Source organism: Serinicoccus sp. CNJ-927, from assembly GCF_001942435.1.
Taxonomy (GTDB): Bacteria; Actinomycetota; Actinomycetes; order Actinomycetales; family Dermatophilaceae; genus Ornithinicoccus; species Ornithinicoccus marinus.
Window position 1 is genome coordinate 226,576 of record NZ_MKKF01000033.1, and the last position, 22,205, is coordinate 248,780.

Sequence of the window (22,205 nt, forward strand, 5' to 3'; positions counted from 1 at the left end):
GGGTCTTCCGCACTGGTCGCCGAGTCGGTGGTCCGGTCAACATACCTGCCGGGTATGCCGCGACCCGGCCGCCACACCCGGCTCCTCCTGCTCGTCAGCATGGTCAGCGCTCCAGGAACCCCGTCAGCCCCTCCCGCACCTCGTGCCACTGCACCACCACGCCGTCCACCCTCCCGGGGCGGCTGCGGGTGGAGGGGTCCTCGCGCAGCAGCCCCGCGAGCGTCTCCACCGCGACCCGCTCGCCCTGGGCGTTCACCTCGACCCGGCCGTCGGGCAGGTTGCGGGCATGCCCCGCTAGGCCGAGCTCCAGCGCCCGCGCCCGCGTCCACCAGCGGAAGCCGACGCCCTGGACCCGGCCGCGGACGAAGATCAGCGCGCGCTCCATGCCGCCGAGACTACGGTGGACCCATGACCGACCCGTCGACCGCGACCCCGCCGGCCTACACCCCGATCGCCGACCGGCCCGTGCGATGGGGGCTGCTGGCCGCCGGAGGGATCGCCCGGGCCCTGGCCCAGGCGATCGCCGCGGTCGAGGGGGGCGAGGTGGTCGCCGTGGCGGCGCGCGACGGCGACCGCGCCCGGTCCTTCGCGGAGGAGTTCGGCATCCCTCGCGCCTACGGCAGCTATGCCGAGCTGGTCGACGACGCCGAGGTCGACGCCGTCTACATCTCCTCGACCCACCCCTTCCACTGCGAGCAGGCGCTGGCGTGCATCCGGGCCGGCAAGCACGTGCTCGTCGAGAAACCGACGACGCTGACCGTCCACGACACCGAGGAGGTGCTCGAGGCCGCCCGCGCGGCCGGGGTCCTCGCGATGGAGGCCATGTGGACCCGGTGCCAGCCGATCGTCCTGGACGCGCTCGCCCGCGTCCGTCGCGGCGACATCGGCACGGTCCGCAGCGTCCACGCCGCCCTCCCGGTGCCCTTCGACTACGACGAGTCGCACCGCCTCTTCGACCTCGCGAACGGCGGCGGGGCGCTGCTCGACCTCGGGATCTACCCGGTCACCCTCGCCCACCTCTTCGCCGGTCACCCCACCCACCTGCACGTCCTCGGCTCCCGGGTCGCCACCGGCGCCGACGCGCTGGTGGCCCTGCAGTGGATGACCACCGAGGGCGCCGTGGTCCAGGTCCTGACCGACTCGCTCTCGCACGGCAGCACCGAGACCCTCGTGCGCGGCTCGGAGGGGTCGCTGCAGCTGCACGGGCCGATCAACAACCCGACCTCCTTCACGGTCCGCCGGGGCGAGGAGGAGCAGCTGGTCGACGGTGGTGACCGACGTGGCTACGAGCACGAGGTCGAGGAGTTCCACCGCTGCCTGGAGCTCGGCCTGCCGGAGTCCCCGCTGATCCCGCACGCGGACACGGTGGCGATCATGACCATCCTGGAGAGCGCCCGTCGCGAGCTCGGCGTCCGCTACCCCCAGGAGGACGAGCCGCTGGACACCGCCGACGTGGTGCCGTGATGGTCGAGCTGCTCCTCTTCCTGGTCCTGGCCGTCGGGCTCCTGGCCCTCCTGGGGCGCACCGCGACGCCGCCGTCCGAGCGGCTGCCACTGCGCCGGTGGACGCCGGTCCACGTCGCCGACCTCGTGGCTCGGGCGTTCCGCCTCTTCCGCGACGCCGGCGCGGAGCGGGTGCGGCGCCAGGAGGTCGCCCGCGAGTCGGTCGAGGGGCGTCAGCCGGAGAAGCCGCGGCGCGGCCAGCTGCCGCCTCCCCCGCCCAACCCCGAGGACGAGCGGGGCTGACCGTTCACACCCGAGGGACCCGGGGCGCCGGCTGGCAGCGGGGGCAGAAGTGCGAGCTGCGGTTCGTGAACTGCTCGCGCCGGATCGCGGTCCCGCAGCGTCGACACGGGCGGCCGGTCTGCCCGTAGGCCTCCAGCGACCGGTCGAAGTAGCCGCTGGCCCCGTTGACGTTGACGTAGAGCGCGTCGAAGCTGGTGCCGCCCTGTCCCAGCGCGTCGCGCATGACGTCGGCGGCGTGGTCGAGCACCCGCCCGAGCGCGGGCTTCGTCTGGCTGGAGGCGAGCCGTCGCCCGTGCACCTGCGCCCGCCACAACGCCTCGTCGGCGTAGATGTTGCCGATACCGCTGACCACCCCCTGGTCCAGCAGGACCCGCTTGAGGGCGACGTCCTTGCCCTTCATCCGGCGCACCACCGCTGCCCGGTCGAAGGCCGGCTCGAGCGGGTCCGGGGCGATGTGCAGCACCGGCTCAGGTATGCCGTGGGAGTGCCCGCCGGGGTGACCCGGCGCGCTTGCCCCCGGCTCGTCGCGCAGCGGGGTGAGGGCGAGCCCGCCGAAGGTGCGCTGGTCGACGAAGCGCAGCTGGGGGCCGTCGTCGTCGAGGTCGAGGGTGGCGTGCAGGTGCTTCTCCCGCGGCGCCTGCGCGTCCTGCACGAGGAGCTGGCCGCTCATCCCGAGGTGCACGACCAGCGCCTGGGGGTCGTCGGCGGGAGGCTGGAGCACGAGCCAGAGGTACTTCCCCCTCCGGTCCGCGGCGAGCACCTGCGCACCGGCGACGCGCGCGGCCAGGTCCACTGGTCCGGCCGCGTGACGTCGGGCGACCCGCGCGCCGGTCAGCCGGGCCTCGCGGATGCGTCGCCCGACGACGTGCGTCTCGAGGCCACGACGGACGACCTCGACCTCCGGGAGCTCGGGCACGCCTCAGCCGCTGCCGGGGCCGTCGCCGGTGAGGTCCTCGACCGTCGGTTCGGTCGCGACCACCTGGGCGGCGCGCTCGGTGAGCAGCCGCCAGCCCTGCTCGGCGGCCTGCTGCTCAGCCAGCTTCTTGGAGCGACCCACCCCGGTCCCGACCACCTCGTCGGCGACGACCGCCCGGGCGGTGAAGGTCTTGTCGTGGTCCGGTCCCTCGGCGTCGACGAGGTACTGCGGGGGGCCCAGGTCGCCCGCCGAGGCGACCTCCTGCAGGCTGGTCTTCCAGTCCAGCCCGGCGCCGAGCCCCGCGCTGCGACGCATCAGCGGGTCCAGCAGGTGGTGGACGAAGGTGGCGGCAGCGGGCAGCCCGGCGGAGAGGTAGACGCAGCCGATGACCGCCTCGGTGGTGTCCGCGAGGATCGAGTCCTTGTCCCGCCCTCCGGTGGCCTGCTCCCCCTTGCCGAGCAGCACGAAGGCGCCGAGGTCCACGACCCGGGCGACCTCGGCCAGCGCGCGCGAGTTGACCACGGCCGCGCGGAGCTTGGCCAGCTGCCCCTCGGTCAGGTCGGGGTGGGTGCGGTAGAGCGTGTCGGTGACCACCACCCCCAGTACGGAGTCACCGAGGAACTCGAGCCGCTCGTTGTGCGGCTGCCCGTCGTTCTCGTAGGAGTAGGACCGGTGAGTCAGGGCCCGCAGCAGCAGCGCCTCGTCACAGGACTCGCCGACCACCTCGGTGAGGTAGTCGGCCAGCTCGGAGACGGGACGCACGACGGTGCCCCGGGGTCAGCCCTGGTGCTCGGTGCGCTCGGCGGCCGCGTAGTGGCGGCCGCCGTAGGTGCCGCAGGTGGGGCACGCCTGGTGCGGGGTCGCCACAGCCTGGCACTGCGGGCAGGTCGACAGCGCGATCGGCGCCGCCTTCCACTGCGAACGGCGGTGCCGGGTGTTGGAACGGGACATCTTCCGCTTGGGAACGGCCACGTCAGGTCCTCTTCTCGTCGTCGTCGGCCGGCGTGGCCATCGCGGCCAGCGCCGACCACCGGGGGTCGATCACGTCGTGCTCGTGCTCCGGGTCGTCCGCCAGGCGCGCCCCGCACTCGGAGCACAGGCCCGGACAGTCCTCCCGGCACACCGGTTGGAAGGGCAGCTCGGTCACGACGGCGTCCCGGACGACCTCTTCGAGGTCCATCAGGTCACCGTCGAGCATGCGCTGCTCGTCCTCGTCGCTCGCGTCCTGGTCGCCCGAGCGGCTCCCCACCTCCTGGTGGTGCGCCGCGCGGTCGGGGTAGGCGTAGAGCTCCTGGAAGGTCACCTCGACGTCGTCGACGATCTCGTCCAGGCAGCGCACGCACTCCCCTCTCGCCGTGGCCTGTGCCGTCCCCGTCGCCAGGATGCCCTCGACGACCGACTCCATCCGCAGCTCCAGCCGGACCGGGTGGCCCGCCGGGATCGCGATGACATCGGTGCCCAGGGGCTCCGTCGTGGTGACCTCGCGCGAGAGCTCGCGCATGGTCCCGGGCCGGCGGACCAGCTCCCGGGTGTCGAACACCCAGTCGCGCTCCGTCTGCTGGGCAGCCATGCCGAATTCCCTTACGTGTGGTCTGACCTGATGGACGGGTTCGGCCCTCGTGCACGGCGAGCACGGGAGGGACACAAACCGACGCACCAGCCTACCGGGCCGGTGCGGCGCGCTCAAATCTGGCGCAGCGCCTCCAGCACCGGCGCGGGCACCAGCGCGGAGACGTCGCCCCCGAGCCGGTGGACCTCCTTGACCAGCGAGCTGGAGACGTGCTCCAGCGCCGGGTCACCGGGCAGGAAGACCGTCTCGACACCGGTGAGGTGACGGTTCATCAGGGCCATCGGCAGCTCGTAGGCGAAGTCGGTGCCGCCGCGCAGCCCCTTGACCACCGCCTCGGCCCCGACCTCCTGGCACACGTCGACCAGCAGCCGCTCGGCATACGCCTCGACGCGGACGCGACCCGCGACCTCGCTCGGCAGCGAGGCGCCGACGAGCTCCAGCCGGGTCGGCACGGGGAAGCTGCCCTGCTTGGCAGGGTTGTGCAGGACGGCGACCACGACCTCGTCGTAGAGCGCGGCGGCCCGGGTCACGATGTCGACGTGCCCCAGCGTCACCGGGTCGAAGGATCCGGGGCAGACGCAACGGCGGGTCGACATGGCCAGGGAGCCTACCGGGCTGCGATCACCCCTCGTCCTCGAGCAACCCGTCCTTCCGGGCCTGCTCGACCAGAGCACGGACGGTATCGGCGTCCACGCCCTCGTCGAGGTGCCGGCCGCGGACCTCGAGGAAGGCCGCGCCGAGGTCGCGCCGCTCCTGCTCGGGGACCTCCTCGCGGGCGGGGTTGAGGATCGTGAGCTCCTCCTCGGTGAGGTGGTGCTGCAGCACCTCGTTCATGGCCTCGACGGCGTCGTCGAACTTCTGCGTGTCCGTGCCGGCGCACTCGAGCAGGTCCAGCAGCGCCTGGTTGATCTCGGCGTGCTCCTCCTCACCGTGCTCGGCCTCGTGCGCGTCGATGGCGTCCTTGCGCCGCAGCCGGGGGTAGACCTTCTCCTCCTCGGCCTCGCCGTGGGCGATGAGGACGCTGGCGAAGGCCGCGCGGGCCGCGGCACGGTCGCTGGAGCTGTCGCGGAGGTCGCGCATGAGGGCCTCGAAGAGCCGGTGGTCGTCGAGGATCAGGTCGACGACGTCGCCGGACACGGGACGCGGGATGGTGTAGTCGCTCATGCCGCGATCCTCCCAGGGTGGCCGCTCAGGCGCCCGCCGGGCCGCTCGGCTCGGCCAGGTGCAGCGCGGTCTCGCCGTAGCGCCGGGTGTCGAGGTGGCGCAGCGTCTCCGGCCAGGGCGGCCGCGGCGACCGGGCGCTGCGCTCGACCACGACGAGCGCGTCCGGGTCCAGCCAGCCGCCCGAGCCGAGCGCGTGGAGGACGTCGGTGAGCTCGGCGTCGGGCAGCGGGTAGGGCGGGTCGAGCAGCGCAAGGTGGTAGGCGTGCCCGCCCGGGCCGGCGGCCAGCACCGGGCCGACCGGGCCCACGACCACCTCGACGCCCGGCAGCGCCAGCTCCTCGGCGCTACGCCCGATGAGCCGGGCGGTGGCCCGGTGCCGCTCCACGGCGAGCACACGGGCTGCGCCGCGCGAGGCCGCCTCCAGCCCGAGCGCGCCGGACCCGGCATACAGGTCCAGCACGGAGCAGCCTCCAGGTCGAGCAGCGACTCGATCCGGGAGAACATCGCCTCGCGCACCCGGTCGGTGGTGGGCCGGGTGCCGGCGCCTCGAGGGGTATGCACGGTGCGCCCGCCGGCGCGCCCCGCGATGATCCTGGTCATCGCCTCATCCCCGCTCCAGGAAGGCGGCGCTGGTCGCGTCCAGACGGGTCAGTGCGTCGGCCAGCTCGGGATGGCCACTCAGCTCGGGGTCGGACTCCACGGTGCGCCAGGCCGCCTCGTGCGCCTGCACGATGAGGTCCTCGTCGCGGGCCAGCCGCAGGAAGCGCAGGCCGCTACGGCCGCCGCTCTGGCTGGCGCCGAGGACGTCGCCCTCGCGCCGGCTCTCCAGGTCGATGCGAGCCAGCTCGAAGCCGTCGGTGGTGGCGGCGACCTGCTCCAGCCGCTCGATCGCGGCGGGGTCCACGCCCTCGCCCTGCGTCACGAGCAGCGCCAGCCCGGGACGACCGCCACGGCCGACCCGCCCCCGCAGCTGGTGCAGCTGGGAGATGCCGAACCGGTCGGCGTCCAGCAGCACCATCGTCGTCGCGTCCGGGACGTCGACGCCGACCTCGATGACGGTGGTCGAGACCAGGACCTCCACCCGCCCCGCGGCGAAGGCCTGCATGACGGCGTCCTTGGCCTCGGCCGGCATCCGGCCGTGCAGCACCTCGATCCGCAGGTCGCGCGTCGCCGGCAGCTCGCGCAGGCACCGGGCGACCTGGTGGACCCCGTGCAGCCCGGGCGGTCCGGCGGCGGACACCTCCGGCATCTCGAGCAGGCCGAGGAGGTCGGCGCCGTCCTCGCCCTGCGGTGCTCCGGGCCCGACCTCTCCGCCGAGCGGCAGGCCCGGACCGTCGGTGCCGGAGCCCGGCAGGTCCGGGTCGTCCGGATCCCCGATGCGGGGGCACACGACATACACCTGACCGCCACCGCGCACCTCCTCGGCGACCCGTTGCCAGGTGCGGCGCACCCAGTCGGGGCGTCGACCGTCGACGACGTGACTGCTGATCGGGCGGCGCCCGCCGGGCAGCTCGCGCAACGTGGAGATCTCCATGTCGCCGTAGACGGTCATCGCCACGGTGCGCGGGATCGGGGTCGCGGTCATGACCAGCACGTGCGGGGAGGTGCCCTCGGGGGCCTTGGCGCGCAGCGCGTCGCGCTGCTCGACCCCGAACCGGTGCTGCTCGTCGACGACGACCAGACCCAGCTCGGCGAACTGGACGTGCTGCTGGATCAGCGCGTGGGTGCCGACCACGATCCCGGCCTCGCCCGAGGCGGCGGCCAGCAGCGCCTGCTTGCGCTCCCCCGCCGACTGGCTGCCGGTGAGCAGGGCCAGCCGGGTGCCCTCCTCCAGACCGCCGAGCAGCCCGGCCTCGGCGATCGGCCCGAGCAGCTGGCTGATCGAGCGGTGGTGCTGCGCGGCGAGGACCTCGGTCGGGGCGAGCAGCGCCGCCTGCCCGCCGGAGTCGACGACGGCGAGCATGGCGAGCAGGGCGAGCACGGTCTTGCCCGACCCGACCTCGCCCTGGAGCAGGCGGTGCATGGGGACCTCGCGGGCCAGGTCGCCGAGGAGCTCGGCGAGGACGGCCTCCTGGCCCTCGGTGAGCGCGAACGGCAGCCGGTCGCGCAGCCGCTGCCCGAGCCCCTGCTCCGCCGGCACCCGGGGGCGGGCGGGCACCGCCTCGCTGGACCGGCGCACCCGGGCGAGCTGGGCCTGGACCGTGAAGGCCTCGCCGAACTTGAGCCGCCACCGGCCCCTGCGGTGGTCCGCCTCCGTGCCGGGCCGGTGGACCAGCCGGTAGGCCTCGAGCAGGCCGGGCAGACCCACCTGCCGCCGCACCTGCGCGGGGACCGGGTCCGGCAGCTCGTCGAGCTGGTGGAAGACCAGGTCGAGGCACTGGCCGTGGACGATGGGTGACAGACCCTTGGTGGCGGTGTAGACCGGGACCAGACCGTCGAGGAGCCACTGCGCCCCGCCCTCGCTCAGCGTGGCGTAGTCCGGGTGGGTCAGCTGCAGCGTGTCGCGCCACACCCCCACCTGCCCGGAGCAGACGACCCGGACCCCGGGTCGGAGCCGGTCCTGGTGCCCGTAGGGCTTGAAGAAGGTCAGCTGGATCGTCCCGCCCGCGTCGTCCGCGACGTCCACGACGAGCCTGCGGCCGCGCCGGTTGCGCATCTGGTGGGTGGTCGCGGCGCGCACCGTCCCCACGACCACGACGTCCTCGCCGTGCGGCAGGTCGCGGAAGGCCGTGGGCCGGGTGGGGTCGAGGTAGGTGCGGGGCAACCAGTCGAGCAGCTGGCCCACGGTCCTGATCCCCCGCGCCCGCTGCAGCGTCTGCGCACTGGCCCCGACGAGGTCGCGCAGCCCGAAGTCGAGCGGGTTGGCCTCGCCGTCGGCCACGGGGCGCAGGTGGGCGCGTCCGGCGCCCGGCATCACTCGACCCCCAGCAGCACGGTATAGGTGGGCTGGCCCCCGTTCAGCACGCTCTGCTCGACCTCGCTGCCCGCGCAGCGGTCGGCGACGGCGTGCGCCATGACGTGGCGGACCTCGTCGTCGGCGTCCTCGCCGAGCAGCGCCGTCAGCAGCTCGACCCCGTCGTGCCAGATCGTGTCGAGCACCCACCGCGCGGCAGGCTCCAGGTCGTCCTCGACGGCGACGATCGCGTGGTCCACGATGCCCAGCCACTGGCCCGGTCGGCACGGACCGACCGGGGTCTCGGCCGCCCGGTCGGCGCGGGTGAGCGCACCCCCGTGCACCGCCGAGGCCGCCGCCGTCATCGCGTCCAGGACCGGCCCCAACCGGCCTGCCGGGTCGAGCACGGCGAGCGCGGCCAGGCCCTCCAGGAGGTTGCGGGTCGGCACGACCTCGACCTCCAGACCCTCGCGCCGCGCCTCCGCGGCGGCGGCGCGGGCGACCATGAGCATGTCGCCGTCGTTGGGCAGGATGACGACCGACGCACCGGTGCTGGCGCGCACCGCGGCGAGCAGCTCTCCGGTCGGGGCGCGACGACGCGGACCGCTGGGCACCAGCACGGCACCGCCGTCCGACATCAGCCGGGTCACCCCGTCGCCGAGGGCGCACGAGACCACTCCGATGCCCTGCGGCAGGGGCGCGACCGGGTGCGGGTGCTCACGTCCCTCCGTGCCGTCTCCGGGGCTCAGCGACGTCTGCCGCACCTCGCTCACGACCCCCGCCAGCCCTCCGGCCTCGATGGCCGCGGCGGTGTCCTCCTCCTCGACGTGCACGTGGACCTGGAACTCTGCGGGGCCACCCGCGACGGCGACGGAGTCCCCGAGATGCGTCAGGTGGGCCCGCAGCCGCTCGGCGCGCTCGGGGTCGCTGCCGCTCAGGAGGTACATCACCTCGACGGCCTCCTCCGACGTCGTGCCCCGACCCGAGGTCGGTCCGGGCGTCGCGGCCCACCAGTGCGGCACCTCGCCGTCGGCGCCGGCCGGGCGCTCGTCGAGGACGGCGTGCAGCGCCTCGACGACGAGGACCAGCCCTGCCCCGCCGGCGTCGACCACGCCCGCGTCGCGCAGCTCGGGCAGCTGCTCGGGAGTGCGTGCCAGGGCCTGCTGCGCCGCCTCGAGCGCCGCGTCGACGACCACGAGGACGTCCTGCGCGCCCTCGTCGACCGCGCCCCGGGCGCCGACGGCGGCGGCCCGGGCGACGGTGAGGATGGTGCCCTCCACCGGGGCGGCGAGCGCCTCCCAGGCGCTGCGCGAGGCGGACTCGAAGGCGTCGGCGACCTCGCGCGGGCCGGCCACGTCGACGTCGGGGGCCACCGCGTCGGCCAGCCCGCGGGTGAGCTGGGCCAGGATGACGCCCGAGTTGCCGCGGGCCGCCAGGAGCATGCCCCGCGCGATGAGGGCGAGCCCCTCCCGGAGCCGGTCGGTGCCGCCGCCGCTCTCGAAACGCACCCGCACGTGCTCCAGCGCGCCGTCGAGGGTGAGGTACATGTTGGTGCCGGTGTCGCCGTCCGCCACCGGGAAGACGTTGAGCGCGTCGACCTGCTCCCGCGCCGTCGCCAGCGACAACCGCGCGGTGACCGCCCAGCGGCGGGCGGTCACGAGGTCGAGCACGGGTCCGGGCACGGCACCAACCTAGTGCCCGGCGCCGACGCCGTCCGCGGCGCCACAGGCATACCGTGGAGGTGCGGCGAGGCACGGTCGTCGTCCGCCGCGATGATTTGGGCGCCGTGTCGCAGTTCCGGTACGCTGGACCGGTTGCCCGCGCCGCGCTGCTGCGGGCCCGAGACCTTTCACCGGACGACCTTCAGGAGAACACCGTGGCTGCCACTTGCGACGTCTGCGGCAAGGGACCGAGCTTCGGTCACAGCATCTCGCACTCGCACCGCCGCACCAAGCGCCGCTGGAACCCCAACATCCAGCGGGTCCGCACCACCGTCGGCGGCACCGCCAAGCGGATGAACGTCTGCACCTCCTGCCTCAAGGCGGGCAAGGTCACCCGCTGACCCTCCGCTGACGGCAGGTTGCCGTCATCTGCCGGCGCTCCTCGTCAGGGGGGCGCCGGTTCTGCTGTGTCGGGCGGCAGGACCGGTCTCGGTCTCAGCCGCCGAAGTGGTCCCAGCCGCCGCTGTCCGGGTCCAGGGCCTGCTCCCCCAGCCGCACGGTCGGCTCCCCCTGCACCTGCTCGGCACCCCCGAGGACGACCCACCCCGTCGGCACCGCGCCGACCGGGAAGGTCGCGAGCAGCTCGTGCTCCTCACCGCCGCCGAGCACGGCGCGCCGGGCCGCCTCCAGCCCCAGCTCGGGCGCGAGCCGGGCGGCGAGGTCGTCGACGGCCGCCTCGTCCAGCAGGAGGTCGACGCCGCTGGCGCGCGCCACCCGACCCCCGTCGCGGCCCAGCCCGTCCGAGACGTCGATCATCGCCGTGGCCCCGGCGAGCGCCGCCACCGGACCCTGCTCGAGGTCCACCCACGGCCGGAGGTGGTGGTCGACCCAGCGGCCCTGGCGCGCCCCGGCCCGGAGTTGCTCGAGCCCCGCGTGGGAGCGACCCAGCGGTCCGGACACCGCGAGGACGTCGCCCGGTCGGGCGCCGCTGCGCAGCACCGCACCCGGTATGCCCTCGGCCAGCTCCCCGAGCGCCGTCACCGACACCGCGACCACCCCCGGGCCGGCGGCGCTGAGGTCGCCCCCGACGACGGGGACCCCGGCGCGGGAGCAGGCGCGGGCGAGCCCGGTCGTGAGGTCGCGGCACCAGGCGAGCGGCAGCTCCCGGTCGCAGAGCAGGGTCACCAGCACCCCCGTCCCCCGGCCGCCCATCGAGGCCAGGTCGGCGAGGTTCTGGGTGACGATCTTCTCGCCCACGTCCTGACCGGTCGACCACGCGTCCAGCCAGTCCTGACCACGCACCATCGTGTCCGTGGTCGCCAGGACGGCGCCGGTGCGCACGCGCAGGTGGGCGGTGTCGTCGCCCGGCCCGACGACGACGTCGCGCAGGCTCTCCGCGGCCGCCCCGTGCTCGGCGAGCACGCCGAAGACCTCGCCGAGGATGCCGCGCTCCCCCACCTCGCCGACGGTCCGCCCGCCCTCGCCCGGAGGCTCGCTCGTGCTGCTCATCCCCGCACGGTAGCCTCCGTGCAACCGAGCAGGAGGCAGCACCGTGGTCAAGGCATACATCCTCGTCCAGACCGAGGTCGGCGTCTCCGCGCGCGTCACCCGGGCGATCCGCGAGCTCGACGGCGTCCAGAGCGCCGAGGACGTGGCCGGTCCCTACGACGTCATCGTGCAGGTGCAGGCGCCGACGGTGCAGGAGCTGGGTCGCGGCGTCATCGCGCACGTCCTGGCGGTGCCCGGGATCACCCGCACCACGACGTGCACGGTCGTCGAGCTCTGAGGCCGCGGACCGGGCTGCTGGCGGCCGCGCTCGGGCTGGTCTCGCTCACGGCCTGCGGCGAGGGCGCGGTGCGCGCGGTCCCCTTCGACGCCTCCGACTCCGCGGTATGCCTGGAGGTCGCCGCCCGGTGGCCCGGGACGATCGGTCCTTACGAGGCGCGGGTGACCGCGGTGCAGTCCGAGGGGGTCGCGGCCTGGGGCGAGCCGCCGATCGTCGCCCGGTGCGGCAAGGCGCCGCCCGGGCCGACGACCGACCCCTGCATCGACGTCGGCGGGGTCGACTGGGTCGCGACGGTGCTCGACGACGGCGGCACGATGTTCACGACCTACGGACGGGACCCGGCGATCGAGGTCCTCGTGCCGGAGAGCTACGACAGCCACCCGCTGCTCCTGCCGCCGCTGGACGACGCCGCCCGGGTGGTCCCGCAGACGCTGGGCGAGTGCTCCTCGCCGCAGGGCTGACCGGCGGCGGTCTGCCGCTGCGCCGGCCTTGCCTGAGGCTCAGCGCAGACCGAGCGGACGCTCCAGCGCCAGCGTGATGAGCTCGTCGACCAGCTCGGGGTAGGAGACGCCCGAGGCCGCCCAGGCCTGGGGGTACATCGAGTAGGGCGTGAAGCCCGGCATGGTGTTGATCTCGTTGAGCACCACCTCGCCGCGCGGCGTGACGAAGAAGTCCACGCGGGAGAGCCCCTCCGCGTCGGCGGCCTCGAAGGCGAGCGCAGCGATCCGGCGGATCTCGTCGCGGACGTCGTCCGGGATGTCGGCGGGGGCGGTGATCTGCACGCTGGCCTCGTCGAGGTACTTCGCCTCGAAGTCGTAGAAGTCGTGCCCGCCGCTGACGACAATCTCCCCGCACTCGCTGACCCTGGGCAGCGCCGAGCCGCGCCCGCCGAGCACGCCGCACTCGATCTCGCGCCCGTCGATGCCCTGCTCGACGAGCACCTTGGGGTCGTGGTCGCGGGCCTTCTCGATCGCGACCTCGAGCTCCTCCGGGCGCTCCACCTTGGCGACGCCCACCGACGAGCCGGCCCGCGCGGGCTTGACGAAGACCGGGAAGAGCAGGGCGCTCGCGGCCTCCAGCGCCGCCTCCCGGTCTCGCTGCCACTGCCGGTCGGTGATGACGGCATACGGCGCCACCGGCAGCCCGGCAGCGGCGAAGACCACCTTCATGACGTGCTTGTCCATCATCGCGGCGGAGGCGAGCACCCCGCAGCCGACGTAGGGCAGGTCGGCGAGCTCCAGCATCCCCTGGATGGTGCCGTCCTCTCCGAACGGCCCGTGCAGCAGCGGGAAGACCACGTCGACCTCGCCGAGGGAGTGCACCTGACCGTCGCGACCGGTCCAGGTCCACTCGTGGTCCACCCCGCCGAGCGGCACGAAGACCTGACGCCCGGTGTCCTGCACCTGCGGCAGCCGCCCGTCCCGGATCTCCAGCGCCTCCGGGTCGTCCTCGACGAGCACCCAGTGCCCTTCGCGGGTGATGCCCACCGGCACGACGGCATACCGCTCACGATCCAGCGCCCGGAGCACGCTGGCCGCGGTGGCGCAGGAGATCGCGTGCTCGTCCGAGCGCCCGCCGAAGACGAGGGCCACACGGTGCCGGGTGTCGGCAGACCGCTGCGTGCCGGCGCTGGTGTCCTCGTCGGGGCTCACGGCGAGGTCGGTGCGCTGGGTGGGGGCATCCATATCGGGACGAGCCTAACCAGTGCGAGGCGGGACACCCCGCAGACCCACCGGGCACGACGGCCGACGCGTGAGGGCCGCTCTCCAGGTCGTCTCCGGGCCGGTTCGTCCACCGGGCGCCTCGACGTCAGATCGGAGCCTCCTCGAGAAGGCTCCGATCTGACGAACCGGCTCGCAGTGCTCCCCCCGGGGCGCGTCGGAGTGAGACCGACACGGCTCGTCAGTGGCGCTCGTGCTTGCGCGCCCGGGTCATGAGCGCCCGGGTGAGGTCCTCGGGGGCCACCGAGCCGTCCACGACCGCGGTCACGCCCTCGCAGATCGGCAGGTCCACCCCCTGGCTGGCGCCCAGCTCCACCACGCTGCGGCAGCTCTTGACGCCCTCCGCCGTCTGGTGCGGCACGGCCAGCACCTCCTGGACGCTGCGCCCCTGACCGAGCGCGACGCCGACGCGGTGGTTGCGGGAGAGCGGGGACATGCAGGTGGCGATGAGGTCGCCGACGCCGGCCAGCCCCATGAGCGTGGCCGGGTCGGCGCCGAGCGCCTGCCCGAGCCGGGCGGTCTCGGCGAGCCCGCGGGTGATGAGGCTGGACTTGGTGTTGTCGCCGTAGCCGAGACCCTCGGCCATGCCCACCGCGAGCGCGATGACGTTCTTCACCGCCCCGCCGATCTCGGCCCCGACGACGTCGGTCTGGGTGTAGGGCCGGAAGTAGGCAGTCATGCACGCCTCGGCGACCCGGTCGGCGGCGTCGTGGTCGAGGGCCGCGACGACGCTGGCGGCCGGCTGGCGGGCGGCGATCTCCCGGCTGAGGTTGGGGCCGGTCACGACGACGATGCGCCCGGCCTCGACGCCGCTGTCCTCGACCACCTGGCTCATCCGCAGGCCGGTGCCCAGCTCGATGCCCTTCATGAGCGAGACCACCGGGGCCCTCGCCGGGAGGTGCTCGCCCCAGTCGGCGAGGTTGGCGCGCACCGTCTGCGAGGGGACGGCCAGCACCACCAGGTCGGCGCCCGCCGCCGCCTCCGCGGGGTCCGTGGTCGCGGTGACCACCGGGGCCAGCTCGACCTCGGGCAGGTAGTCCGGGTTGTGCCGTGAGTCGCGGATGCCCTCGGCGATCTCGGGTCGGCGGGCCCACAGGACGACCCGCTCCGCGCCCGCGTCGGCGAGGATCTGGGCGAAGGCCGTGCCCCAGCTGCCGGCGCCGAAGATGGCTGCCCGGGTCATCCCTCGGGCTCCGTGGGCCGACGGGCCGGGTCGAAGGGTTCGGCGGGAGGCTGCTCGCCACGGATCTGCGCCAGCTGCTCGGTGATCGCGGCCATGACGCGGCGCGTGGCCTCGGCGTGCGCCCGCGGCTCCTGCGCGCGGTCGTAGAGGTCGGACAGCTCGACCGGGGCGCCGGCGCTGACGTGCTGGACCGGGCGCTTCAGCAGGTTGCCCGGGCGGCGGGCATAGTGCCCGAGCACCCCCTGGGCACCCCACTGGGCGATCGGCACCACCGGGGCCCGGCTGGTCAGCGCCAGCCGACCCACGCCCGACTTGGCCTTCATCGGCCACAGGTCGGGATCCCGGGTCAGGGTGCCCTCGGGCATGATCGCGATGCACCGACCGTCGGCGAGGGCGGCGCGCGCGGCCTCGAGCGCGTCGCCGGCGCGCGAGCTGGAGCGGTAGACCGGGACCTGCTCGAGGTGCCGCAGCGCGGCTCCGAGCAGGGGCACCTCGAAGAGGGAGGACTTGGCGAGGAAGAAGGGGGCGTGCCCGTGGTCGACGAGGAAGTGGGCCAGCATGATCGGGTCCACCTCGGAGTAGTGGTTGCCGGCGACGATGAAGCCCTCGCCCCGCGGCAGGTGCTCGGCGCCGGACCAGTCGCGGCGGGTCACGCCCATGAGCACGGGGCGCAGGGCCGCGATGACCGCGTGGTAGGACCAGGGCACGGCCTGGCGCAGGGGCTGGCGTCTCACGCGGGTCATCTTTGCATCCGGGGGCGGTGCTGGCGAAGATGCTGGGGTGCGCGACAGGACGGGACGGGCTGCGGCCGGGCTCGACTGGCGGCTGGTGCTGCCGGTTCAACGAGCCGATCGCGCCAAGACCCGCCTCGTGGCACCAGACGGGGTCTCCCGACCCGAGCTGGCCCGCGCGATCGCCCTGGACACGCTGGACGCGGTATGCCGCGCCCTCCCGCCGGGCCGGGTGACCGTGGTGACCGCCGACGACGGTGCGGCCGACAGGGCGCGGGAGGTCGGGGCCCGGGCGGTCCCCGACCCCGGGCGCGGGCTGGACGAGGCGATCCGGCGCGGCCTGGACGACGCGGCCCTGCAGGTCGGGGGTGAGAGCGGCGCCGGCCGGCCGGCCCCCGGGTGGGCCGTGCTGCTGGGCGACCTGCCGGCGCTACGTCCGGAGGACCTCCGGGAGGCCCTGGCGCGCTGCGCCGCCGTCGACCGTGCGGTGGTGCCGGACGCGAGGGCACGGGTACGGTCCTGCTGACCTCGACGCGAGGCATACCGCGGCCGCGCTTCGGTGCCGGGTCGGCCGCGCGGCACGCCGTCGACGCCACCCGCCTGGACCTCGACCTCCCTCGGCTACGGCGTGACGTGGACCGGGCCGAGGACCTGCAGGAGGCGCTGCTCCTCGGCGTGGGCGCCCGCACCCGCGCGGCCCTGGGCTCGACCGCCGCCTGAGCCGGTCCCCCACCCGCGCCACGACCTACAGTGGCCCCATGCAGGCCAGCGTGCACACCTACGACCTCGACGCCGGCAGCGGGACGGTCCTGCTCGACACCGGGCGGGTGCTGCCCTTCGCCGCCGCGGTGATGGACGCAAGCGGTCTCCGGCACCTGCGGGTGGGCCAGCGGGTGAGCATCGAGGTCGACGGTGACCCCGAAACCGCGGGCGCGAGCCTCACCCGGCTCTGGATCGTCGGCATCGGCGAGGGCGAGCCCATCGTCTGATCCACTCGTCCGCAGCAGGCGTCCCGCTGCGGTGATGCATCCCCGCACCGCAGCACCTTCTGCGCGGGGTCGGGCGCACAGCGGGTCAACCCTTCTTCGCGGCCTTCGTGCCCTTCTTCCCCTTGGTCGACTTCTTCCCCTTCTTGGCCTTCGTGCGCTTGCCGGAGTCGCCGTGTGACACGTCGTCGTTCTTGACCTTCGCCAGCTGCGCCTTCTTGGCCGAGATCATGCCGGCGGTGATGTCCTCGCCGCCGGAGAAGACCCGTCCGCCGCCGACCGACCCCGGCTGCCGTGGCTCCGAGCTCTCGCTCGTCGGGTCGGGCTTGTCCTTCCGCACGCTCGGCGGGGTCCCCGAGGGGGCACGCCGCTCCCGGTCGCGGGCGGACGACGCCCGGGCGGCGACCCGACCCTTCGGCTCGTGCCGAGGACCGCCGTCGTGGCGGCGCACCGTGCTCGGGGCTCCGGCGGAGCCGCCCTCGGACTCACCGGCGGCCCGCGCCCCGGCCAGGCCCTGCGCGGGCAGCGTCGCCGGGTCGGCCACCACGTCCCTGAAAGCGGCTCCCGGCCGGAAGCGCGGGCTCCGGGTCTCCGGGATCGGCACCGCCTCTCCGGTCCTCGGGTTGCGCCCCGTCCGCGCTGCCCGGTCCACCCGCTCGAAGGTCCCGAAACCGCTGATGCTCACCGTGCCGCCCGCGGCCACCTCACGCAGCACCACGTCCACCAGGGCCTCGACGGCGGCTCCGGCGGCGGCCCGGCCGCCCACGCGCGGAGCCAGCGCCTCGATCAGGTCCGTCTTGTTCATGCCCCCAGCCTCTCGCACGCTCCTTCGGCGCGCCAGCGTGCGGACCGGCCGGGCCTTCACCTGCACGCAGGTGAACGGCCCCCACCGCTGCTGCGGTGAGGGCCGTTCGACACGGGTAGCCCCGACGGGATTCGAACCCGCGCTACCGCCTTGAGAGGGCGGCGTGCTAGGCCGCTACACAACGGGGCCGTGTCCGGCGCGCTCGGCGCCGAGGGGAGAGACTACCCGAGCGGGCAGGTCTCCACGAAATCCGGAGCTGGGCTCCGTCATCGCGCTGGGGTACCAGGACTCGAACCTAGAACAACTGAACCAGAATCAGCCGTGTTGCCAATTACACCATACCCCAAGGGGGTGTCTCCGCCCTGTCCCACGAACCGGGAAGCGCGGCGAACCGAGCATCAACTCTACCGCGCCCGGCGCACCCCACCCAAATCTGGCGCAACCGCGCGGGTCAGAGCGACACGCGCAGCCGGGCGAGCCGGTCCAGCGTCTCCTGCTTGCCCAGGATCTCCATCGACTCGAAGAGCGGCGGGCTGATCCGCTGCCCGGAGACGGCGGTCCGCAGCGGCCCGAAGGCGAAGCGCGGCTTGAGGCCCATCCCGTCCACCAGCGCCTCGCGCAGCGCCGCCTCGATCCGGTCGTGGGTCCACTCCACCCCACCGCCGAGTGGCTGCGGGGCGGCGCCCGAGATCGGCTCCAGGGCGGCCATCGCCGCGTCGAGGACGGCACCGGCGTCGTCCTTGAGCTGGCCGCGCGCGTCGTCGGCGATCTCCAGCTCCTCGCCGCTCACGTAGAACGGCCGCACCATGGGCACCGCCTCGGAGAGCACCTGGATCCGCGTCTGGATGAGGTCGGCGACCGCCTGCAGCCGGGCCAGCTCACCCATACCGGACTGCTCCCCCAGCACCCCGGCCTCGCGCAGCACCGGGAGCAGCCGAGAGGTGAACTCGGCGAGCGGGAGCCGACGCAGGTGGTCGCCGTTGAGCGACTCGGCCTTCTTCTGGTCCCACCGCGCCGGGTTGGGGTTGACGTCTCGGACGTCGAAGGCCTCGACGAGGTGCTCGGGGTCGAAGATGTCGCGGTCCGGCCCGATCGACCAGCCCAGCAGCGCGAGGTAGTTGATCATCCCCTCCCGGACGAAGCCGCGCTCGCGGTGCAGGAAGAGGTTGGACTCGGGGTCGCGCTTGGACAGCTTCTTGCTGCCCTCCCCCAGCACGAGCGGCAGGTGGGCGAAGGTCGGCACCTGCTCGGCGACCCCGATCTCGACGAGGGCGCGGTAGAGCGCGATCTGCCGCGGGGTGGAGGAGAGCAGGTCCTCGCCACGGATGACGTGGGTTATCCGCATCATCGCGTCGTCGACCGGGTTGACGAGGGTGTAGAGCGGCTGGCCGTTGCCGCGCACGATGACGAAGTCCGGCACCGAGCCGGCCCCGAAGGTCACCTCGCCCCGCACGAGGTCGGTGAAGGTGAGGTCCTCCTCCGGCATCCGCAGCCGCAGCACCGGCTCGCGCCCCTCGTCGCGGTATGCCTGCTTCTGCTCCGCGCTCAGCTCGCGGTCGTGGTTGTCGTAGCCGAGCTTGGGGTCGCGACCGGCGGCGCGGTGGCGCGCCTCGACCTCCTCCGGGGTGCTGAAGGACTCGTAGGCCAGCCCGGCCTCCAGCAGCCGGCGGGCGACGTCGGCGTGCAGGTCGGCGCGCTCGCTCTGCCGGTAGGGGCCGTAGGGGCCGCCCACCCCCGGCCCCTCGTCGTAGTCCAGGCCGAGCCAGTCCAGCGCGTCGACGATCTGCGCCATGGACTCCTCGGCGTCGCGCGCGGCGTCGGTGTCCTCGACCCGGAAGACGAGGGTGCCGCCGTGGTGCCGCGCGAAGGCCCAGTTGAACAGCGCCGTGCGGGCCAGGCCCACGTGCGGCGTCCCCGTCGGGCTGGGGCAGAAGCGGACCCGGACGTCGGCGCCGGTCGCCTCGTCGTGCTCGGTGCTGGACACGGGGGCGGAGTGCGTGGTCGTCATGATGCGCGCCAGCCTACTTCCAGCCAGGGGTCGGTGAGGCACGCCGCAGCGGTATGCCTCAGCGCGCCATGAGCGCCAGCGTCACCGACTCCTGCATCCAGGAGAGGAAGTCGTAGTAGGCCATCTTCTGGGCCAGGGCCGGGTCCAGCTCGCTCCTGCCGGCGAGCGCCTCCTCCAGCTCCTCGTGCAGCCGCTCGGAGTCCTCGTCGGTGCGCAGCCCGAGCCGCTCGCCGAGGATGAGCCGGGCGTCGGTGAGGGCCACCGCGAGCGCCCGACCCTGCTCCGGGTCCAGCTCGAGCCGCGGCGGCTGGGCAGCCTCCAGCGCCGCGATCGCGGTGGACAGCGTGGCGGCCTTGCGCTGGCGCAGCCCGTGCTCGGTGAGCCGCCGGAACTCGCTGGCCTGCTCGTCGTCGTCCCGGGAGGCCGGCGGCAGCAGCCGGCGCAGCGCCGGGTCGCTCGGCTCCTCCGGGTCCACCTCGTCGCCGAGCCCGGCGACCAGGTCGAGGAAGGGGTCCCCGGTGTCCGGCCGCTCCGGCGCGACGAAGTCACGGGTCAGCCGGAGCACGTGGACCACCACGGCGATCTCCTCGGCCTCGAAGGTCCCCACCAGCCGGTCCCCCCGACGACGGAACGCGCGCGCCATACCTCAGTCGTCCTTCTGGAAGGTGGCCCACAGGCCGTAGCCGTGCATGGCCTCGGTGTCGGCCTCCATCTTCTCGCGGGACCCGGTCGAGACGACCGCGCGACCCTGCGTGTGCACGTCCATCATGAGCTTCTCCGCCTTGCTCCTGCTGTAGCCGAAGTGCGTCTGGAAGACCCAGGTGACGTAGTTCATGAGGTTGACCGGGTCGTTCCACACCAGCGTGATCCACGGGGTGTCCGCCTCGGGGCGGTCGAGGACCGCGACACCGCCCTGCTCCTGCGGCGTGGTCTGCGGGTCGGCCGGCGGGGCCGGCGGGCTGGGGGTGTCGATCGGCACGACCCCACCCTAGGCTGCGGGGGTGAGCACGAGCACCGCCCTGCTGACCGACCACTACGAGCTGACGATGATCCAGGCCGCGCTGGCCAGCGGCCACGCCGACCGGCGCTGCGTCTTCGAGGCCTTCGCGCGCCGCCTCCCCGACGGCCGGCGCTACGGCGTCGTCGCCGGCACCGGCCGGGCGCTGGAGGCGCTGCGCGATTTCCGGTTCGGCGAGGAGGAGATCGCCTTCCTCGCCGAGCAGCAGGTCGTCGACCGCCCGACCCTGGACTGGCTGGCCGACTACCGCTTCACCGGCGACGTCTGGGGGTATGCCGAGGGTGAGGTCTACGTGCCCGGCTCGCCGCTGCTCGTGGTCGAGTCGACCTTCGCCGAGGGCGTCGTGCTGGAGACGCTCTTCCTGTCGATCCTCAACCACGACTCGGCCGTGGCCTCGGCCGCCTCGCGGATGACGGCGGTGGCGCACGGCCGCCCCTGCATCGAGATGGGCAGCCGGCGCACCCATGAGCAGTCGGCGGTCGCGGCGGCGCGCGCGGCCTACCTCGCGGGCTTCGCCTCCACCTCCAACCTCGAGGCGGGCCGGCGGCACGGCATCCCGACGATGGGCACCGCCGCGCACTCCTACACGTTGCTGCACGACGACGAGCGGCAGGCCTTCGCCACCCAGCTGGAGAGCCTGGGCCTGTCGACCACCCTGCTCGTCGACACCTACGACGTCACCGGCGCGGTCGAGCTCGCGGTCGAGCTGGCCGGGGCGCGGCTCGGCGGGGTCCGGCTGGACTCCGGCGACCTGGTGAGCCAGGCCTTCGAGGTGCGCGCCCAGCTGGACGCCCTCGGCGCGACCGGCACCCGCATCGTGGTCACCAGCGACCTGGACGAGCACGCGATCGCCGCGCTGCAGGCCGCCCCGGTGGACGCCTACGGCGTGGGCACCAAGGTCGTCACCGGCTCGGGCCACCCCGCGGCGGGCATGGTCTACAAGCTCGTCAGCCGGGAGAACGGCGCCGGTCAGATGGAGGGCGTGGCGAAGGCGAGCAAGGACAAGGCCAGCGTGGGCGGGCGCAAGTATGCCCTGCGCCGCCGCTCCGCCGCCGGGCTCGCCACCGAGGAGATCGTCGGCATCCACGAGCACCCCTCCGACGACGGCGACGACCGCTCGCTGCTCGTGCCGCTCGTCGAGGGCGGCGAGGTCGTCGCACCGACCGACGTGCAGACCGCGCGGGCCCACCACGAGATGGCCCGCGCCGAGCTCCCGCAGAGCGCGCTGCGGATGTCGCACGGCGACCCCGCGCTGCCGACGACCTATCTCGACAACTGGAGCTGAGCGGTGACGGCGCTCGACGAGGCCTGCGCGCTCCTGGACGAGGCCGGGGTCGAGCGGGAGACCGGCCCGGTGATGTCACCCGAGGAGCCGCGCCACTCGTCGCCGACGACCGAGAGGACCGGGGCTGCGCCGCACGACCGGTCAGCCGATCTCCACCCCGGCCTCGCGCAGCTGGGTCAGCGCCGCGTCCGTGGTCTCCGGGGCGACCCCGGCGCACAGGTCGAGCAGGACGGTCGTCGCCAGCCCCTCGCGCCGGGCGTCCAGGGCCGTCGCGCGGACGCAGTGGTCGGTGGCGAGGCCGCAGACCTCGACCTCGTCGATGCCCCGCTCCCCCAACCAGTCAGCGAGGCCGACCTCGCGCCCGTCGACGTCGGTGCTGCCCTCGAAGCCGGAGTAGGCCGCCTCGTGCTCGCCCTTGCGGAAGACCGCCTGGACGTGCTCCAGCGCGCCGGCCAGCTCGGGGCGGAGGTCCGCGCCCTCGGTCCCGACCTCGCAGTGCACCGGCCAGGAGTCCACGAAGTCCGGCTCCCCGTCGGTCGCCCAGTGGTCACCGGGGTCGACGTGCCAGTCGGCGGTGGCGACGACGGCGGCATACCGCCCCGCGTGGGCGGCGACGTGCTCGCTGATCCGGGCGGCGACGGCGGTGCCCCCGGTCACGGGCAGCGAGCCGCCCTCGCAGAAGTCGTGCTGGACGTCGACGACGATCAGGGCGCGGGGCATACCGCCGATGATG

27 protein-coding genes, 2 tRNA genes and 1 pseudogene are annotated in these 22,205 nt (G+C 74.3%); 8 read left to right on the top strand and 22 right to left on the bottom strand.

Going from position 1 to position 22,205, the window contains the following annotated elements:
• Positions 1 to 103 precede the first annotated feature (103 nt).
• Entirely contained in the window at positions 104 to 385 is a 282-nt protein-coding gene (locus tag BJF86_RS10700; protein WP_075818838.1) for an acylphosphatase, read from the bottom strand.
• Between the two features lie 23 nt (positions 386 to 408).
• On the opposite strand from BJF86_RS10700, the gene BJF86_RS10705 reads away from it, so the two are divergent.
• Together BJF86_RS10705 and BJF86_RS10710 are read left to right on the top strand one after the other, a co-directional pair.
• A complete protein-coding gene (locus tag BJF86_RS10705; RefSeq protein ID WP_075818840.1) occupies positions 409 to 1,464 on the top strand; it encodes a Gfo/Idh/MocA family protein in 1,056 nt (351 codons plus the stop codon).
• A complete protein-coding gene (locus BJF86_RS10710; RefSeq protein ID WP_075818843.1) occupies positions 1,464 to 1,745 on the top strand; it encodes a hypothetical protein in 282 nt (93 codons plus the stop codon). Before BJF86_RS10705 ends, BJF86_RS10710 begins: the two co-directional genes overlap by 1 nt.
• A 4-nt stretch (positions 1,746 to 1,749) precedes the next feature.
• On the opposite strand, the gene mutM is transcribed toward BJF86_RS10710, so the two are convergent.
• The 10 genes and pseudogenes from mutM to BJF86_RS10755 form a co-directional block, all read right to left on the bottom strand.
• The gene (mutM, locus tag BJF86_RS10715) at positions 1,750 to 2,661 is read right to left on the bottom strand and encodes a bifunctional DNA-formamidopyrimidine glycosylase/DNA-(apurinic or apyrimidinic site) lyase (RefSeq protein WP_075818845.1); all 912 of its coding nucleotides are present in this window, start codon (positions 2,659 to 2,661) and stop codon (positions 1,750 to 1,752) included.
• Positions 2,662 to 2,664: 3 nt separating this feature from the next.
• A complete protein-coding gene (gene rnc, locus BJF86_RS10720) occupies positions 2,665 to 3,423 on the bottom strand; it encodes a ribonuclease III (RefSeq protein WP_075812513.1) in 759 nt (252 codons plus the stop codon).
• A 15-nt stretch (positions 3,424 to 3,438) separates the two neighbouring features.
• Positions 3,439 to 3,633, bottom strand: a complete 195-nt coding sequence (gene rpmF / locus BJF86_RS10725; protein ID WP_022926136.1) for a 50S ribosomal protein L32 — start codon at positions 3,631 to 3,633, stop codon at positions 3,439 to 3,441.
• A gap of 1 nt (position 3,634) precedes the next feature.
• The gene (locus BJF86_RS10730) at positions 3,635 to 4,231 is read right to left on the bottom strand and encodes a YceD family protein (RefSeq protein ID WP_075812515.1); all 597 of its coding nucleotides are present in this window, start codon (positions 4,229 to 4,231) and stop codon (positions 3,635 to 3,637) included.
• A 113-nt stretch (positions 4,232 to 4,344) separates the two neighbouring features.
• A complete protein-coding gene (coaD, locus tag BJF86_RS10735; RefSeq protein ID WP_022926138.1) occupies positions 4,345 to 4,827 on the bottom strand; it encodes a pantetheine-phosphate adenylyltransferase in 483 nt (160 codons plus the stop codon).
• Positions 4,828 to 4,852: 25 nt separating this feature from the next.
• Positions 4,853 to 5,395 carry a hemerythrin domain-containing protein gene (locus tag BJF86_RS10740; RefSeq protein ID WP_075812517.1) on the bottom strand — a complete coding sequence of 181 codons (543 nt, stop codon included), beginning with the start codon at positions 5,393 to 5,395 and terminating at the stop codon, positions 4,853 to 4,855.
• 25 nt (positions 5,396 to 5,420) lie between these two features.
• A complete protein-coding gene (locus BJF86_RS10745; RefSeq protein WP_321166180.1) occupies positions 5,421 to 5,855 on the bottom strand; it encodes an RsmD family RNA methyltransferase in 435 nt (144 codons plus the stop codon).
• A gap of 74 nt (positions 5,856 to 5,929) precedes the next feature.
• A pseudogene (locus BJF86_RS19840) lies at positions 5,930 to 5,995 on the bottom strand (16S rRNA (guanine(966)-N(2))-methyltransferase RsmD); the annotation flags it as partial.
• Between the two features lie 4 nt (positions 5,996 to 5,999).
• Positions 6,000 to 8,309, bottom strand: coding sequence for an ATP-dependent DNA helicase RecG (locus tag BJF86_RS10750; RefSeq protein WP_075818847.1), 2,310 nt, complete (start codon positions 8,307 to 8,309; stop codon positions 6,000 to 6,002).
• Positions 8,309 to 9,970 carry a DAK2 domain-containing protein gene (locus tag BJF86_RS10755; RefSeq protein ID WP_083652945.1) on the bottom strand — a complete coding sequence of 554 codons (1,662 nt, stop codon included), beginning with the start codon at positions 9,968 to 9,970 and terminating at the stop codon, positions 8,309 to 8,311. Before BJF86_RS10755 ends, BJF86_RS10750 begins: the two co-directional genes overlap by 1 nt.
• Before the next feature lie 194 nt (positions 9,971 to 10,164).
• Here BJF86_RS10755 and rpmB point away from each other — a divergent pair, with 194 nt between their 5' ends.
• Positions 10,165 to 10,350, top strand: coding sequence for a 50S ribosomal protein L28 (gene rpmB, locus BJF86_RS10760; RefSeq protein ID WP_075818849.1), 186 nt, complete (start codon positions 10,165 to 10,167; stop codon positions 10,348 to 10,350).
• Between the two features lie 94 nt (positions 10,351 to 10,444).
• Here the strand turns inward: rpmB and BJF86_RS10765 are convergent, their stop codons facing one another.
• Positions 10,445 to 11,458 carry a thiamine-phosphate kinase gene (locus BJF86_RS10765; RefSeq protein ID WP_075818851.1) on the bottom strand — a complete coding sequence of 338 codons (1,014 nt, stop codon included), beginning with the start codon at positions 11,456 to 11,458 and terminating at the stop codon, positions 10,445 to 10,447.
• Between the two features lie 43 nt (positions 11,459 to 11,501).
• Here BJF86_RS10765 and BJF86_RS10770 point away from each other — a divergent pair, with 43 nt between their 5' ends.
• Together BJF86_RS10770 and BJF86_RS10775 are read left to right on the top strand one after the other, a co-directional pair.
• Complete coding sequence (locus tag BJF86_RS10770) at positions 11,502 to 11,735, top strand: Lrp/AsnC ligand binding domain-containing protein (protein WP_022926145.1); 234 nt, start codon at positions 11,502 to 11,504, stop codon at positions 11,733 to 11,735.
• The gene (locus BJF86_RS10775) at positions 11,714 to 12,196 is read left to right on the top strand and encodes a DUF3515 family protein (RefSeq protein WP_237768177.1); all 483 of its coding nucleotides are present in this window, start codon (positions 11,714 to 11,716) and stop codon (positions 12,194 to 12,196) included. The genes BJF86_RS10770 and BJF86_RS10775 overlap by 22 nt, the downstream gene beginning before the upstream one ends.
• Positions 12,197 to 12,235: 39 nt before the next feature.
• Here the strand turns inward: BJF86_RS10775 and BJF86_RS10780 are convergent, their stop codons facing one another.
• The 3 genes from BJF86_RS10780 to BJF86_RS10790 all read right to left on the bottom strand — a co-directional run bounded on the left by BJF86_RS10780 (position 12,236) and on the right by BJF86_RS10790 (position 15,382).
• Positions 12,236 to 13,420, bottom strand: a complete 1,185-nt coding sequence (locus BJF86_RS10780; protein ID WP_083652947.1) for a D-alanine--D-alanine ligase family protein — start codon at positions 13,418 to 13,420, stop codon at positions 12,236 to 12,238.
• 217 nt (positions 13,421 to 13,637) lie between these two features.
• Positions 13,638 to 14,639: an NAD(P)H-dependent glycerol-3-phosphate dehydrogenase gene (locus tag BJF86_RS10785; RefSeq protein ID WP_075818853.1), complete on the bottom strand. Its 1,002-nt coding sequence runs from the start codon at positions 14,637 to 14,639 to the stop codon at positions 13,638 to 13,640.
• Entirely contained in the window at positions 14,636 to 15,382 is a 747-nt protein-coding gene (locus BJF86_RS10790; protein WP_075818856.1) for a lysophospholipid acyltransferase family protein, read from the bottom strand. The genes BJF86_RS10785 and BJF86_RS10790 overlap by 4 nt, the downstream gene beginning before the upstream one ends.
• Positions 15,383 to 15,419: 37 nt before the next feature.
• On the opposite strand from BJF86_RS10790, the gene BJF86_RS10795 reads away from it, so the two are divergent.
• Both BJF86_RS10795 and BJF86_RS10800 read left to right on the top strand, forming a co-directional pair.
• Positions 15,420 to 15,896 carry an NTP transferase domain-containing protein gene (locus tag BJF86_RS10795; protein WP_202817339.1) on the top strand — a complete coding sequence of 159 codons (477 nt, stop codon included), beginning with the start codon at positions 15,420 to 15,422 and terminating at the stop codon, positions 15,894 to 15,896.
• Positions 15,897 to 16,128: 232 nt separating this feature from the next.
• The gene (locus tag BJF86_RS10800) at positions 16,129 to 16,359 is read left to right on the top strand and encodes a hypothetical protein (RefSeq protein WP_022926151.1); all 231 of its coding nucleotides are present in this window, start codon (positions 16,129 to 16,131) and stop codon (positions 16,357 to 16,359) included.
• Between the two features lie 85 nt (positions 16,360 to 16,444).
• On the opposite strand, the gene BJF86_RS17575 is transcribed toward BJF86_RS10800, so the two are convergent.
• The 6 genes from BJF86_RS17575 to clpS form a co-directional block, all read right to left on the bottom strand.
• Positions 16,445 to 17,161, bottom strand: a complete 717-nt coding sequence (locus BJF86_RS17575; RefSeq protein WP_075818858.1) for an HU family DNA-binding protein — start codon at positions 17,159 to 17,161, stop codon at positions 16,445 to 16,447.
• 116 nt (positions 17,162 to 17,277) lie between these two features.
• Positions 17,278 to 17,350 (bottom strand) — tRNA-Glu (locus BJF86_RS10810).
• Positions 17,351 to 17,435: 85 nt separating this feature from the next.
• Positions 17,436 to 17,507 (bottom strand) — tRNA-Gln (locus BJF86_RS10815).
• 105 nt (positions 17,508 to 17,612) lie between these two features.
• On the bottom strand, positions 17,613 to 19,169 hold the full coding sequence (gene gltX, locus BJF86_RS10820) for a glutamate--tRNA ligase (RefSeq protein WP_075818860.1): 1,557 nt from the start codon (positions 19,167 to 19,169) through the stop codon (positions 17,613 to 17,615).
• A gap of 58 nt (positions 19,170 to 19,227) precedes the next feature.
• On the bottom strand, positions 19,228 to 19,812 hold the full coding sequence (locus BJF86_RS10825; protein WP_075812535.1) for a DUF2017 family protein: 585 nt from the start codon (positions 19,810 to 19,812) through the stop codon (positions 19,228 to 19,230).
• Between the two features lie 3 nt (positions 19,813 to 19,815).
• On the bottom strand, positions 19,816 to 20,148 hold the full coding sequence (gene clpS, locus BJF86_RS10830; protein WP_022926155.1) for an ATP-dependent Clp protease adapter ClpS: 333 nt from the start codon (positions 20,146 to 20,148) through the stop codon (positions 19,816 to 19,818).
• Between the two features lie 22 nt (positions 20,149 to 20,170).
• Between clpS and BJF86_RS10835 the strand changes: the two genes are divergently transcribed.
• Entirely contained in the window at positions 20,171 to 21,472 is a 1,302-nt protein-coding gene (locus BJF86_RS10835) for a nicotinate phosphoribosyltransferase (protein WP_075818862.1), read from the top strand.
• Between the two features lie 141 nt (positions 21,473 to 21,613).
• Here BJF86_RS10835 and BJF86_RS10840 read toward each other — a convergent pair whose 3' ends face one another.
• Complete coding sequence (locus tag BJF86_RS10840) at positions 21,614 to 22,192, bottom strand: isochorismatase family protein (RefSeq protein ID WP_075818864.1); 579 nt, start codon at positions 22,190 to 22,192, stop codon at positions 21,614 to 21,616.
• Positions 22,193 to 22,205 lie beyond the last annotated feature (13 nt).